Raw genomic sequence first — 13796 nt, 5'->3', positions numbered from 1 at the left:
CCCATGCCTGTTCAAGGACACGACGACGATCCAAGGGTGCCGTATCAGTTACCCTTCCCAAAGGATGCGCAGGAAGAAATCGTTGTCCCCAACGCTATTGCCGAAGATGAGCGTATATGGGTGCCTCAGACCGAGAACGTCTCGTTCCGGCCGCTTTGCTTGAACCGGTCACAGGGCTATTGGATGAACCTTTTGCGGGTGCGCAAATCCGGGGTCCTGTCGCGGCACCGGCACCCTCAGCCCGTGCATGGGTTTGTTCTGAAAGGCCGCTGGCATTATCTGGAACATGACTGGGTCGCCGAAGAGGGCGGCTATGTCTTTGAGCCGCCGGGTGAAACACACACGCTTGTGGTTCCGGACGATGTCGAGGAAATGATCACCTACTTCCAGGTCAATGGTGTCATGCTTTATGTCGATCCATGGGGAAAAACCATGGGCTATGAGGACGTGTTTACCAAGATCGACATGTGCCGTAAGCACTATGAAGAGGTTGGTTTGGGGGCGGATTATGTCGAGCAATTCATCCGCTAAACGCCTTCGTCTGGCCCTTGTCGCGCATGATGCCAAGAAAGACCTGATGGTCGAGTGGGCCAAATCGCATGCTGATACACTGAAAAATGCTCAGCTTTTTGCAACCGGCACGACTGGTGCGCGTATAAGTGCTGCTTTGCCAGATTTGCAGGTAACGGCGCTTAAAAGCGGCCCATTGGGTGGGGACCAGCAGCTTGGTGCAATGATAAGTGAAGGCAGATTGGATGGGTTGTTCTTCTTTATCGACCCAATGTCACCAATGCCTCATGATGTGGATGTCAAAGCCCTGAGCCGACTGGTGATTGTGTACGACATACCCTTTGCAAGCAGCCCAAGCACTGCAAATTTTGTTCTGAACGGAATCGTTCAATCAAGCCGTTGAGCATGGCCAAAGTACCCTTTCGACTACTAATTTTAGGTCAAAAGCGTGACCAAGGCTGGATCTGACGTCGAACTTTGGGTGCCGGATAATCTGATTGCAATTTATCAATCTTTGCGCCGATAACGCAGCAAAGATAGTTGCTTACAAGCGTCAATAGTCTGCCGCAAATTTGCTTTGATCTGTGGCTGGGGTGGTAGGATTCGAACCTACGATACACGGTACCAAAAGGTAATTATCTGTGACAATCTCTACATGTAGTGTGGCTTTAACCCAGCAATTTCAGCCTATTACGCAAGGCAAACATGGCATGTGTGTGCTTTTGCTTACCGAACCCTCCTTAATATCTACTTTGTGCATTGGTTCACGTCATGGAATGTGACCAACAATATTTTTTTGGGGGAAAAACCCCCAGTTTTCTATGTATGTCTAGATGTTGATTGCGCTCAATCGGTTTGATCGAATTGGTCTTCACAAAGGTTGGCCTCCGTCCAGATCAAAGCAACTCAACGACACGATCAAATGCTCTCAAAACGTCCTCAACGAGGCTTCTGAAGTGCGAGGAAAGCGAACCGTGTTCTTTGCGCAGCTCCTTTACTGTTTCGGACTTTTCAGTCGGAGCTAAGTGTCCCTTTGTCTTGCTGCGCAAAGCGTGTGTTCTCTTGAGCGGTTCAATCAAGTCACTAGCCTCTGTTTCATTGAGACTAGAAAGCACCAGAACCTGCTGCAGTAGCCTAATTGATTGCCACTGCTTTTCGTAGGAACCACCAGCTTCGTCTATCTTCTTTCTCAACGCTTTGGTGACGAAGCCCTCGACCACAAATTGATCAAGGGCAAGAATTGCGTTCGACCATTCATCCGGGGAAGTGGAGGTAGGATAATGCAACGAGTTTGCTGCTGCTTTACCGCGAGGCTTCCACCAATCCGGTCGAATACTATCTAACTTTTGCACCTCGTGTTTTAGCTCTTCCAACGGGTCCGGAATCGAGCTGAAGCTGCCCTGAAAATCAGTCTGGAATGAGCGAGTTGAAATGGGAGCTTTGGGCCATTCGTTAAACGACTTCCAATACAACTGCTCATTATAGGGTAGCATTGCCAAGTCGCATAAATATGCATGTACTTGGCCGGCGTCGTTTACGTCATAGGCTTTCAAATACCAACCAGCTCGTGAGTGAATGGACCGGTTCTCTAGCTGGAATTTTTCGGGGTCAGCCTTATACCTTTGCAGCACCTCTCCTTTGAAGAAGGCTGGGGTGGTTTGGAACGGTAGTGATGAGCCTTCTTCGAAGTAGCTGGACAATGATGTGGGAGCGCAAGATGTTTCGATCAATCGGTTGTTCTTCCAATCATGTGCTTTGAAAGAAGCGTACTCTTTGTTCTTTCCTGACCATTCGTCATTAGCTTTCGCGATCAGGTCATCTTTTGTAACCAAGGGGCGTGTGATGAGAATCCCGTTTGCGAAACTTGCTCCGGGCTGCACGCCGAAATCATAAAACAAATCAGTTGCTTCTAAGTTGTCACGCTTAGTATCTTGCCATCCCGAAAAGCTACCGCTGATGAAGCGTGTAAAATCAAACTTAGTAACCAATGCACACTCGGTTACCGCCATGTACCGGTGCAGATCTTTAGCCAAAATGGTTACGAGAATAGCTCCCGGCTGATTTGCCTGCTTTTCTAAACAGAGCTGCCGGATAACTGGTTCAATGTCACCTTCTTCGTTCAGGCGGCAATACGCGTTTTCCTCATCCAGCCAGTAGATTTCGAGCGCGTGTATCAACTGTTGCGATATTTCGGTTCGCATCTCTCCTTTGTCGACATCGGCAAACTGACGTCGAAAAACCAGTTGCTGGCCATTTTCTGATCCTTTGATGCCGAAGTCATCACAAGGTGAGGATAGGTACATCCGATCCGGTTGACCGCCACCGGACACGTGCTCGAGTCGCCACTGATTGGTTGGGTCAAAGTGCGCGTGCTTAAGTGCATGAGTATCAGGAGGCGTAACGCTCGCTAAAGGAAGTAGAACTGCATTTATATAGGTCTGTCCAACGTTGGTATACAGAACGATCTCGTTTTCGCGCGCATTGCGCGCCACATAGTCGACGGCAGTTTCGGCCTCAGTGAACCAAGTAGACTTTTTGTCACTTGGTGGAACAGACACCTCCAACAAATCCTCGAGTCCAACCACTTTAGGCCTTTCTTCAGTGTTTCTTTTCAAACTTGCAGGAACGTTGCCGCACACAGTTCATTTGAGTTTTGCGATTTCGAGGTCAAACTTCTCAATTTCATCAATCAAAAAAGAAATATCTGACAACTCGTCGTCAAAGGGATCGCGGATTTTAGGTAACGATATCTGTGAGTTCGTGTGAACCTGATCACCTCTGCGTTCGCCAAAGTTTCTAAGCTGAATTAGCAGAGTTTCATCAATTTGATCTGGGTGTAATCCAATTGGAATAAATAGCTCTGATAGGTTTTCCGGTTTTATACCGTGGTTTCTTTTTATGGCCGCTTTTTGTAGAGATATTGCTTTTCCGATCAGCGTATCCAATCGGTTGCCGCTTCCTTGGTCCCTAGGGTTCGAGGGTAGCCTCGTTGGTCTTTGTGGTGCGCTCAATCGAACCAAGAAAATCAGCGTCATTGTCGCAAAGAGACTTAAAAGCGTTGACGACGTCTTGTTCTTTTCCCTGCAACGCAGCACGCAAATCTGCGTCTGAAAAATACTGCAGCATTATGTCAAAAACAGCTTTGTTCTTTCTCGATTCAAACTCTTCGCCATTCCATTTTCTTAAGTAGTTCTTTTTGCCAAAAACCTCTTCTGTGTATTGGAACGCATCTTCCATCTCAGCTACTTGATCGATGAGTGTGTTTTCTCTGTGTTCCCAAGATTCGTTGAAACGGCGAGTAGTCTCATCCAGAAAGTATTTCAGATTTCCGGCATAATCGGCGGCGAAGTTTCTGTAAGCTAGGTACCGCAGGAGAATCTCCGCGTCTCTCATCCTGAAGTCAGGCTGCTTTAGATTTAGAGCGTTCCTCAGGCCGACAGATTCCGCCGAGGCGTTGTCCACAAAATTTGAAAATGGTCCCGGATGCAGAGCTTGTCGCAATTCCTGAGGGGAAAGCTGAACGCTACCAGTGTTTATCCTAAGAAACACTTCCCAAAGGTAAGCTTCACTCTTCCAGTTACGTATGACTACGGTTCGGATGCTTGCGTTCTGAAACGCTGCAAGATCGTCAGCTAGATCATCGTCATCTAACAGATCACTGTAGCGTTTTTTTATTGAGGTCGTGCCTTTCACTCAGTCCCTTGAGCTTTAGCGGGGTGAAGCCATCGTCCCCATCCTCGGCTGCAAAACGTCTGATCGCCAGCAAACGTTGTTTGCCATCGATCACGATGAATGAACCTTTTCGATTTCGATCTTCTGCCAGAATGAGTTGAGGGATCGGTAAGCCAAGTATGAGCGACTCAACAAAAAGGCTTTGTTTGCTTTCTGCCCATGCAGATCGCCGCTGAAACGACGGGTTGAGATCGATATTGCCTCGACGCAACTGCGAAAGGACCGTCTCTGCTGTCCAGTCCGTAGACCAAAGCGCCGCACCGTCCGCCCAATTGTCGACGTGTTCTAGGTCTTCTAGGTCTTCGGTTATCTCGGTGTCCAGCAGGGCTTCGTCGGTCATTAGGCTTTCCAGTAGAAAAGTGCAGCAAATCAATAAGGTGTTTCACTCAACTCGAATGCACTCGTATCTAGCAACTTTGCTGGCCAAAGGTCCAGTGGGGGAATCGAGAAGTGCCGAGTTCGGTCAAGTCAGACGCAATTCGGGTAAGCAAATCATGGCATCTGGCATATCGCAATTTACCGACAACGCGCCATCCGATTGTTCTGGCTGGCCATCGCCGTTTTGGTTCTCATTCTGTTCGCCACACGTGTGCATCAGAGAACTTCGCTGGAGATCAAAAACTGGGGGATTTTCCCCCAGTAGAGAAAAACCGAATTGTGCGAACATTTTCTTGCCGGCGCAATTCCTTCTAGCGGTCCGCTGATTAGGTAGTCGTGATTCACAATCTTTTCAGCCACGGGTTATTTTGAAGAACACGCCTTTTACATCAAGTCGAAACTCCGGGCCGGATGTTTGCAAGATGCACTTACAATGTCAGTAACACTATCATATTAAAAGGAAAATTAGCGTTGTAAGCTATCGGGGCCATAGCTTAGGGAGGCCCTTATGAATCGCAGGACAACACGTAAGCCTAAGGAACAAGTACGACTTTTGCGTTGGGATCAAGTTGTCGAGAAGCTGCACGCGTTAGGAATGGACGACGTCAACAAGACTTGGGTCGATAACAAGACTAACCGAGGCGAACTGCCGTTCGTAAAAGTTGGTAAGTATAGAAGATATAGGGAAGATTTGTTGGACAAGGTAATTGAAAAGTGGGTTCGAGGCGCGAAATGGTGACAGGAAAGAACCTACGATATGCGTGCGTTATAACCGTGTATCGTAGGTTATTTAATTGTTTTAAAACAGTGGTTTACTCTGGATTTTCCGCAGCTTTTTCCTTCTTCCCCCAGTTTGGCCCTAGAATGTTAGGCAAACTTGCGCGAGTCTTCGGCCGGACGCGAAAATTAATTTCCTTCAAGTATTTGTTTTTATTGGAAAAATATGGCTGGGGTGGTAGGATTCGAACCTACGATACACGGTACCAAAAACCGCTGCCTTACCACTTGGCTACACCCCAACGGTGAGCGGCTATCTACGACTGTTGCTTGTGGGGTTCAAGGGCTTTTTTGGACAAAAACTATATCGATCTACAAAAAAAATTATCCGAAGTCTGATAGCGATCTTTGCTTTGCCATTGCTAGGCAATTGGCGACAGGTTTATTAGTTTACAAAGTTCGATTTGCTTCAGCGTCCATTGGGTCTGTCGAGACTGCTAAGTTACCACGTGAGTTACCACGAAATCGCGTTGGAGATTGGCAGACGCGAAATCTATAGCGACGTCCAATCTCGCGTAATGTGCTGATAGGTATCGAAAATAACTTACGAAGATTGAATTTTTCAGATGTGAAGTTAACTTGGATACAGTCGTAATCCGGTAAATAGGAACGAGCAATGAAACTGAATTCATCGGTCGCAGATGCCCTGAATCGGCAGATCAACAGCGAACTTCATGCTTCATATACCTATCTTGGAATGGCAGCATATTTTGAGGCGCAGGATCTGCCTGGTTTTGCCAGTTGGTACCGAGAGCAGTCCGCTGAAGAGAATACGCATGCGATGCGCATTTTCGACTTTATCGCAAAGCGTGGTGGTCGGGTTGAGCTTGACGGTATTACAAAGCCGCGGACGGAATATGAGTCACCTGTTGATGCGCTTGAGCAATCCTTGGCGCAGGAGCAGGCAGTAACAGGGCAGATAAACGCGTTGTTTGAGTTGGCGCATGAGGTCAAGGAATTTGGCACTCAGAACATGCTGAACTGGTTTCTGAACGAGCAAGTTGAAGAAGAAGATCTGTTCACAACGATTCTAGATAAGGCAAAAGCCGCAGGTAGTGATCGTTGGAACCTTTTGCTGCTGGATCAGGAGCTTGGCAATCGCGGCGGTGGTGAAGCTGCCCCCGAAGCTTAGGCTTGCTAGTCGGCGCCGCTTTTCACTCGCGAATTTCAGCAGGATCGACGCCCCAAAGATTGCTTTTGAGAGTCCAGCCGCGATAGCCACCGGCAGATATGCGACACCAGTCGGGCGAGCACTTTTCTAGCCGCGCGACGACACCGGTCTCAAATTGTGCGTTCACTTGTGATTGCGGGTCGGGCAGAGCGTAAACCGGCAACAGATCGGATTCGATCAGAACGGTCCGCACACCAGAGAGCAAGGCATAGTGCACCCAGCCTCCGGCACCATCGCGGTCCTGCACTTTGCGCCAGTTTCCGTATTCGGCTGTGATCTGCAAGGGCATGCCACGCCGCTTGAACACCCAATCGATTCGATGAGTCAAAGAAGGACCGCGCCGTACATTGCCTTCGGCAGCCTTCATCGACACGTATCGGGGAAGCGGCAGATTTGTCACTTGCCCACGCGTTTCTTGTCCATAGGCCGCCAATGCGCCGAACACGATAAGGAACGCCGAAATCATCGCCACAAAACGGCGGTTCACTGAAAAACTAGCACTCACTGCCTGTCTGCTCTTATGCCTGTCGATCGTACGCAAAAAAGGTTGAGACGATGCCCCAGGGGTTCTTGTGCCCCGTGTAATCCTGCGCCACGATGCCATGGAGCGCGACTGTTTGCAAAGCGGTAGGAGGGTCGAGGTGCCAAGAGAACGTCTGAGTGTTGTTGTTACGCGACGGTTGCCCGAAATGGTGGAAACACGGCTGAGTGAGCTGTTCGATGTCAAGCTGCGCGACACGGACGATCCTATGACACGGGACGAGTTGGTGGCGGCTGTTAACGAGGCAGATGTCCTGGTTCCGACCATAACGGATACCATTGATGGCGGCGTTCTGGGGCAGGCGGGTGATAACTTGCGCCTAATCGCGAATTACGGAGCGGGCGTTGATAACATCGACGTGGCGACGGCGCGACAGCGGGGCATTCTGGTCTCGAACACTCCGGGTGTTTTGACTGATGATACAGCAGATATGACCATGGCGTTAATCCTGGCTGTGACGCGGCGTATCCCCGAAGGTCTGGGCGTAATGCAGAAAGGTGATTGGCCCGGTTGGGCCCCAACCGCATTGCTGGGTGGCCGGGTTGGTGGACGCCGCCTGGGTATTCTTGGAATGGGTCGGATCGGGCAAGCTGTTGCCAGACGTGCCAGCGCCTTTGGGATGCAGGTGCACTATCACAATCGCCGCAGACTTCGCCCGGAGACCGAACAAGATTTAGAGGCAACCTATTGGGACAGTCTAGACCAAATGGTGGCACGGATGGACGTTATTTCAATCAATTGCCCCTCTACGCCTTCGACCTTTCATCTGATGAACGCGCGGCGATTGAAATTGATGAAACCGTCGGCCGTGATTGTGAATACGTCTCGTGGGGAAGTGGTCGATGAAAATGCCCTGACACGCATGATCCGAGCAGGGGAAATCGCAGGGGCAGGCCTTGATGTCTATGAGCAGGGAACGAACGTAAATCCACGGCTTCGGCAGTTGCCAAATGTCGTGCTGCTGCCTCACATGGGCTCGGCCACGCTCGAAGGGCGGATTGAGATGGGCGAGAAGGTTATCATCAACATCAAGACTTTCGAGGATGGGCATCGCCCACCCGATCAGGTCGTGCCCGCAATGTTATAGGTTCCGGTCTGGGAAAAGGAAAAGTTGATGGTGCAGGCAGCCACATTGCCGCGAAATGAAGCCGGGATTGAAACGGCGATCGGGATATTAAAGCAAAGGTTCGGGGATCGGTTTCTCACCGGGGCCGCAATCCGTGAACAGCACGGACACACCACAACGTGGATCGAGAACCAAAGCCCGGATGCGGTCGTGTTCGTTCAATCCACGGAAGAAGTGGCCGAGATCGTTAAAACCTGTGCTGCACATAAGGTGCCGGTAATACCGTTTGGCACAGGCACGTCGCTTGAGGGTCATGTGAATGCCCCCGCCGGCGGCATCTCTGTCGATCTGAGCCAGATGAACAAGATTTTGGCGGTCAATGTTGGTGATCTGGATTGCGTGGTTCAGCCGGGCGTAACTCGTGCCGATCTGAATACCCACCTTCGTGATCAGGGTCTGTTCTTTCCGATAGATCCAGGTGCCAACGCATCACTGGGCGGCATGGCCGCGACGCGCGCGTCCGGCACAAATGCTGTTCGGTATGGGACGATGAGAGATAATGTGCTCAGCCTTGAGGCGGTCATGCCTGACGGACAAGTGATCCGTACGGGTCATCGGGCCCGTAAATCCTCGGCCGGATACGATCTGGCGCGTTTGCTGATCGGCGCAGAGGGCACTCTGGGCATCATCACCAAGATTACACTGCGTCTGCACGGTATCCCCGAGGCTATCAGTTCGGCGCGGTGTTCGTTCCCAACGGTGGACGCGGCCTGTCAGGCGGTGATGATGACCATTCAATACGGCATCCCTGTCGCACGGATCGAACTGCTCGATCAGATGTCGGTCAGTGCGGCAAATGCGTATTCCGGGCTGGACCTTCCTGAGACACCGCTGTTGCTGCTTGAATTTCATGGCTCGGAAAGTGGTGCGGTGGAGCAGGCAGAAACCTTTGGTCAGATCGCTGAAGAGTTCGGTGGAAATGACTTTGCTACGACCTCAACAACTGAAGAGCGTAACAAGCTTTGGCAGGCGCGCCACGATATGTATTGGGCTTGCCTACAATTGCGCCCCGGTTCCAGCGGAATTTCAACCGATGTCTGCGTTCCAATCTCACGCCTGGCCGAGTGCGTGTCGGCGGCTCAGGAAAAGGCCACTGAATTGGGCCTGATAGCCCCGATTGTGGGTCACGTGGGTGACGGAAACTTCCATACCCTGTTGTTGATCGACATGGATAATGCTGCCGAAGTTGCGAATGCAGAGAACTTTGTCGGATGGCTGAATGATCTTGCGATATCAATGGAGGGGACCTGCACGGGTGAGCACGGGATTGGGCAGGGTAAGCGCCCTTATCTCGTGAAAGAGCTTGGTGCGGCGACGGATTATATGGCGGCGATCAAATCTGCGCTGGATCCTGATAACATCATGAATCCGGGTAAGATTCTCTGAATTCATCCTGTCGCGCAGTCATAACAACGCCTCATTTTTATGTGAACAAACTGGGTCAGAGCAGTATTTGATTCCGAGGTTGATTTATGGGCGCATTGCGATTCATTGGATTCCTATTGGTTGCCGCCGTAGTTATCGCAGGTCTGGACTATTACCAGCAGGATAAGAAAACCGACAGCAGGTTATCCTTCAACGGGTACGTGGATACCATCAACGATCGGTTCAACTTATATCAGGCTGAACTCGCTGCCGAAGAGGTTGCGCAAGCGCGGCAGAAACGCTGGAAAGAAGGGCCCAAGCCGCATCTTCCAGCTTCTGGTGAAACCTGGGTGCGCCGCGCAATCGTTGATGCTGATTATGCCCGGGATGCCCGCGAGGGGGTTCTGCAAGATGGTATAAGCGAAGCCGCCCAGCCACTGGCTAAGAAGCTTGCCGTACAGGAAGCTCAGCAATTGGCCATCAAACTTGATCGCACCAGTGCAGTCTATGAAGATGGCAAGCATACAGTATGGCTGCAGATGCGTTTCAGACAAAACGCCAAGTCCAATACTCTGGTCGGAAACATATCGATGACGATGGAAGGCTTGGGCACCGGAACACGAGACTATACGCCATTCGGCCTGATCGGTGGCGTCGCGTATTTTCAGTTCGCGCGGAACAAATACAGCCCCATCACAGTGGATGATCGTTCTTTTTGGTCGATGGTCACCGCCGGTATCACCGATCTTAAAGAAGAGCCTAGCTTTGATATCTACAAAGCGACAATCGGATTGGGCGAAGAAATCCGCCTGCAACTGTATTCAGATGCACCGGCATCAAAGCTGCGCGGTTTTTTGGAGCAGTTGGACTACGATCAACTGAACTCTTTGCTCAGCATGCCAGTGCCCGGAGTCGGCAATGGGGCAAATTCCGACCCGGAACGCGAAGGTGAACTGGCCGCAGAGATGGCCGGATTGCGCAAAGAATTCGTAAAATTGCGCCGCGAACTGGCTCAGCTGCGTCTTGAGAACATGGATGAGCTTTCGCTGATGGCCAATACGTTGGCCGGTCAATATGGCCTGCCGAATGACGCGTTCGATCTAACCGCAAACAGGATCGATTCATCAGAAGATCTGGTTCAGGTTGGATATCGGAAAGGCCTCGCAGATATCCTGGAAGGCGAGATTCAGAAGGCCGAGTCCGACGGCGGCGGCGTACTCGGACGGCTCTTTGCGAAGATTGGTGGAGATTCTGAACCCGAGGGTGAGGTGCCACAGGGCGTGGGCGGCGGGTTTCTAAGCGGGCTGATGTCGGTATTTTCAGGATCGGGAGGCGACACGGAAACTGTGGTGCGCGTCAACAAGGGCGGTTCGGGCTCAATCAGCGAATGCCAGTCCAAAGGGGCGTTCAAGCGTTGCACGCTCGGAGGGGGCTAAGACTCTCTGTCAGAGGGCTAAAAACGATCAGGTACAAGGGTCGGGTCGTTTTTCTATTATCACTGGTCGGATGAATGTCGCGGCGGGTACCGCAAATGCGCCATATGGTGTCATCAGAATCCAAGGGGAGACACCCGGCTATGAAAACCCAAGTCAAAGCACTGGTCGTTGGCGGCGGCGCCGTTGGGACCTCGATCGCCTATCACCTGGCCAAAGCAGGCTGGGACGATGTCATGCTGATCGAACGGGACGAACTGACATCCGGGTCCACATGGCACGCGGCAGGTCTTTTGCCGCTGTTCAACATGTCTTATGCGACGACCCACATCCACAAATACTCGGTCGATTTCTACAAGACGCTTGAGGAAGAAACAGGCCTGAACGCGGGTTTTGCTGTGGTCGGGAACCTGCGCATGGCCCAGACGCAGGATCGTATGGATGAATACATGCTCTATGCGTCGACCGCCGAAACCTGCGACGTTGCCCATGAATGGCTGACCCCGGATCAGATCAAGGAACGCTGGCCGCTGATCGAGACCTCGGACCTGAAAGGCGCTATCTACCACACCGAAGACGGCTACATTAACCCCGCAGATGTGACCCAGGCGATGGCCAAAGGGGCCCGTCAGCGGGGTGTCGAGATCGTGCGCAAGCTGCAGGCCGATGCCTTCCATTGGAACGGCACCCACTGGGAAGTGACCTGCACCAAGATGGTGGAAAAAGGCGGCAATCTGGTTGAAAGCGACGAGCAGGTGGTGATCACCGCCGAGCATGTCGTGACCGCATCGGGCAACCACGCACAGCGCACCGCCAAAATGCTGGGCATCAAGATGCCCGCGATCCCGGTCGAGCATACCTTCATCGTCATGGACAAAGACCCGGAGCTTGTCAAATGGCGCGAAGCGGGCAACCCCGAGCATCCCGTCGTGCGTGACGCTGACAATGAATCCTATGCGCGTGAAGAGCGTGGCGGCTGGATTCTGGGTATCTACGAACACGGCGCGCCCGCGCGCTTCGAACATGGTGTGCCTGACAGTTTCCGCGCTGACCTGTTCCCGCTGGATCTGGACCGGATTGCGGATCAATACATGGCGATGGCCGAACGCGTGCCGTCCTGCGCCGAGTCCGGTCTGAAAGACGATTTCAACGGCCCGATCTGCTACACACCTGATGGCAACCCGCTGGTCGGTCCAGCTCCGGGTCTGCGCAACATGTGGCTTGCTGAAGGCTTCAGTTTTGGCATCACCGCTGCGGGCGGCACCGGTTATTATCTGGCTCAGATGATGGTCGATGGCGAAGCCGAGATCGACATGGCTTCGCTGGACCCCAAGCGGTACTCGTCCAACTGGATGACCACCGAGTTCGCGGCGCGCAAGAACGAAGAGTGCTATGAGCACGTCTACATCCTGCATCACCCGGATGAAGAGCGCGAGGCCTGCCGTCCGCTGCGTACCGTTCCGGCGTACGACCGCCAGAAAGCACGTGGCGCACAGTTCGGCTGGGTCAACGGCTGGGAACGACCGAACTATTTCGGCCCGCTGGACGCATCAGACAATTTCGACAAGGAAAGCCGCAGCTTCCGTCGTGGTGGCTGGTGGCAATACGCCGTCGAAGAAGCCAAAGCGATCCGCGAAGGCGTTGGCTTGATTGATGCGTCGGCCTTTACCAAGCACGTCGTCAAAGGCCCCGGTGCGACCCAGTTCCTGGATTGGTTCACCTGCAACAAGCTGCCCAAGGTTGGTCGGATCAACCTGACCTATGCGCTGACCTCGCACGGGACCACCCGCACAGAATACACCATCGTCCGCAATGGCGAGAACAACTACTACATCGTTTCTGCCGGTGCCTGGACCGAGTATGACGCCGACTACCTGCGCAAGGCGGCCGAGGACAAGATGGAGGAGTTCGGGTACATCGAGATCCAGGACGTGACCACCCAATGGGGCGTCTTCGCCATCGCCGGACCCAAGTCGCGTGATGTTTTGAAAGAGGTCATCAAGGACCCCGATCCGGACACCGCCCTGTCCAACAAGCGCTTCCCATGGTTGTCGGCCCGTCAGATCGAACTGGGCATGTGCCCAGTCAACGCCATCCGCGTGGCCTATACCGGTGAGTTGGGTTGGGAACTGCACCACCCGATTGAGATGCAGAACTACCTGTTCGATCTGTTGGAAAAGGCCGGTGAAAAGCACGGTATGAAGCTGGTTGGTGCACGCGCCCAGAACTGGCTGCGGCAGGAGAAATCCTATCGCGCCTTTGGCACCGAACTGGGCCGCGACGCGACCCCGCTGGAAGCCGACCTGCCGCGCTTTGTCGACTTGTCCAAGGACTTCCACGGTAAGGCCAAGCTGGAAGAAACCGGAGTGCGCGTGAAATGCTGCACTCTGCTGATCGACGGACCGGACGATGCCGATCCGTGGGGTCGCGAGGCGCTGTATACGCCAGAAGGCCAGCGCGTGGGGCGTCTGACCTCAGGTGGCTATTCGGTCGCGTTCGAGAAATCCATCGGTATGGGATACGTAAAACCCGAGCTGGCGGTCGAAGGCACCAAGCTGCAGGTCAAGATGCAGGATAAGTTGTGGGATGCAGTCGTCACCTGCGACAGCCCTTATGATCCGAAAAACGAGGTCATCCGTAAGGACGGCTGACATTAAGACATGGCGGAGCTTATTCGGACCACCGCTAGAAAGCCCGCCTGTGGCGGGCTTTTTTGTGCTCAACGCATAAAATAATAAGGATAGTTGTCGAAGCTGGGGGCCG

General features: G+C 52.5%; 12 protein-coding genes and 1 tRNA gene. 7 read left to right on the top strand and 6 right to left on the bottom strand.

The window, feature by feature from the left end; translation table 11 throughout:
- Positions 1-3 precede the first annotated feature (3 nt).
- Complete coding sequence (locus tag ACR0NN_RS20645) at positions 4-531, top strand: 2,4'-dihydroxyacetophenone dioxygenase family protein (RefSeq protein WP_170723726.1); 528 nt, start codon at positions 4-6, stop codon at positions 529-531.
- Positions 509-913 carry a methylglyoxal synthase gene (locus ACR0NN_RS20640; RefSeq protein ID WP_170723725.1) on the top strand — a complete coding sequence of 135 codons (405 nt, stop codon included), beginning with the start codon at positions 509-511 and terminating at the stop codon, positions 911-913. Before ACR0NN_RS20645 ends, ACR0NN_RS20640 begins: the two co-directional genes overlap by 23 nt.
- 493 nt (positions 914-1406) lie before the next feature.
- Here ACR0NN_RS20640 and ACR0NN_RS20635 read toward each other — a convergent pair whose 3' ends face one another.
- From ACR0NN_RS20635 to ACR0NN_RS20615, 5 genes are all read right to left on the bottom strand, one after another.
- The gene (locus tag ACR0NN_RS20635) at positions 1407-3095 is read right to left on the bottom strand and encodes a hypothetical protein (RefSeq protein ID WP_480685433.1); all 1689 of its coding nucleotides are present in this window, start codon (positions 3093-3095) and stop codon (positions 1407-1409) included.
- 57 nt (positions 3096-3152) lie between these two features.
- Positions 3153-3455, bottom strand: coding sequence for a hypothetical protein (locus tag ACR0NN_RS20630; RefSeq protein ID WP_480685431.1), 303 nt, complete (start codon positions 3453-3455; stop codon positions 3153-3155).
- Between the two features lie 22 nt (positions 3456-3477).
- Positions 3478-4203, bottom strand: coding sequence for a hypothetical protein (locus ACR0NN_RS20625; RefSeq protein WP_480685429.1), 726 nt, complete (start codon positions 4201-4203; stop codon positions 3478-3480).
- Complete coding sequence (locus ACR0NN_RS20620; protein ID WP_480685428.1) at positions 4166-4582, bottom strand: DUF262 domain-containing protein; 417 nt, start codon at positions 4580-4582, stop codon at positions 4166-4168. The genes ACR0NN_RS20625 and ACR0NN_RS20620 overlap by 38 nt, the downstream gene beginning before the upstream one ends.
- A 982-nt stretch (positions 4583-5564) precedes the next feature.
- Positions 5565-5639, bottom strand: a tRNA-Gln gene (locus ACR0NN_RS20615).
- A 374-nt stretch (positions 5640-6013) separates the two neighbouring features.
- Between ACR0NN_RS20615 and ACR0NN_RS20610 the strand changes: the two genes are divergently transcribed.
- Positions 6014-6529 carry a ferritin gene (locus ACR0NN_RS20610; protein ID WP_170723720.1) on the top strand — a complete coding sequence of 172 codons (516 nt, stop codon included), beginning with the start codon at positions 6014-6016 and terminating at the stop codon, positions 6527-6529.
- Positions 6530-6551: 22 nt separating this feature from the next.
- On the opposite strand, the gene ACR0NN_RS20605 is transcribed toward ACR0NN_RS20610, so the two are convergent.
- Complete coding sequence (locus ACR0NN_RS20605; protein WP_170723786.1) at positions 6552-7034, bottom strand: SH3 domain-containing protein; 483 nt, start codon at positions 7032-7034, stop codon at positions 6552-6554.
- Positions 7035-7209: 175 nt separating this feature from the next.
- Here ACR0NN_RS20605 and ACR0NN_RS20600 point away from each other — a divergent pair, with 175 nt between their 5' ends.
- The 4 genes from ACR0NN_RS20600 (at position 7210) to ACR0NN_RS20585 (ending at position 13684) form a co-directional block, all read left to right on the top strand.
- A complete protein-coding gene (locus ACR0NN_RS20600; protein WP_170723719.1) occupies positions 7210-8196 on the top strand; it encodes a 2-hydroxyacid dehydrogenase in 987 nt (328 codons plus the stop codon).
- Between the two features lie 27 nt (positions 8197-8223).
- Positions 8224-9621: an FAD-linked oxidase C-terminal domain-containing protein gene (locus tag ACR0NN_RS20595; RefSeq protein ID WP_170723718.1), complete on the top strand. Its 1398-nt coding sequence runs from the start codon at positions 8224-8226 to the stop codon at positions 9619-9621.
- A gap of 86 nt (positions 9622-9707) precedes the next feature.
- Complete coding sequence (locus ACR0NN_RS20590) at positions 9708-11036, top strand: hypothetical protein (RefSeq protein ID WP_170723717.1); 1329 nt, start codon at positions 9708-9710, stop codon at positions 11034-11036.
- 140 nt (positions 11037-11176) lie between these two features.
- Positions 11177-13684, top strand: coding sequence for a GcvT family protein (locus ACR0NN_RS20585; RefSeq protein ID WP_170723716.1), 2508 nt, complete (start codon positions 11177-11179; stop codon positions 13682-13684).
- Positions 13685-13796: the final 112 nt, after the last annotated feature.

This window comes from Ruegeria sp. BA2 (assembly GCF_056539605.1).
This window is presented reverse-complemented; position numbering and strand designations above follow the sequence as displayed.

What these genes read in the sequence shown, in the direction of transcription:
- ACR0NN_RS20645 (WP_170723726.1), top strand. Translation starts at nt 4, where the DNA reads ATGCCTGTTCAAGGACACGACGACGATCCAAGGGTGCCGTATCAGTTA.
- ACR0NN_RS20640 (WP_170723725.1), top strand. Translation starts at nt 509, where the DNA reads ATGTCGAGCAATTCATCCGCTAAACGCCTTCGTCTGGCCCTTGTCGCG.
- ACR0NN_RS20620 (WP_480685428.1), bottom strand. Translation starts at nt 4,582, where the DNA reads ATGACCGACGAAGCCCTGCTGGACACCGAGATAACCGAAGACCTAGAA.
- ACR0NN_RS20610 (WP_170723720.1), top strand. Translation starts at nt 6,014, where the DNA reads ATGAAACTGAATTCATCGGTCGCAGATGCCCTGAATCGGCAGATCAAC.
- ACR0NN_RS20605 (WP_170723786.1), bottom strand. Translation starts at nt 7,034, where the DNA reads ATGATTTCGGCGTTCCTTATCGTGTTCGGCGCATTGGCGGCCTATGGA.
- ACR0NN_RS20595 (WP_170723718.1), top strand. Translation starts at nt 8,224, where the DNA reads ATGGTGCAGGCAGCCACATTGCCGCGAAATGAAGCCGGGATTGAAACG.
- ACR0NN_RS20590 (WP_170723717.1), top strand. Translation starts at nt 9,708, where the DNA reads ATGGGCGCATTGCGATTCATTGGATTCCTATTGGTTGCCGCCGTAGTT.
- ACR0NN_RS20585 (WP_170723716.1), top strand. Translation starts at nt 11,177, where the DNA reads ATGAAAACCCAAGTCAAAGCACTGGTCGTTGGCGGCGGCGCCGTTGGG.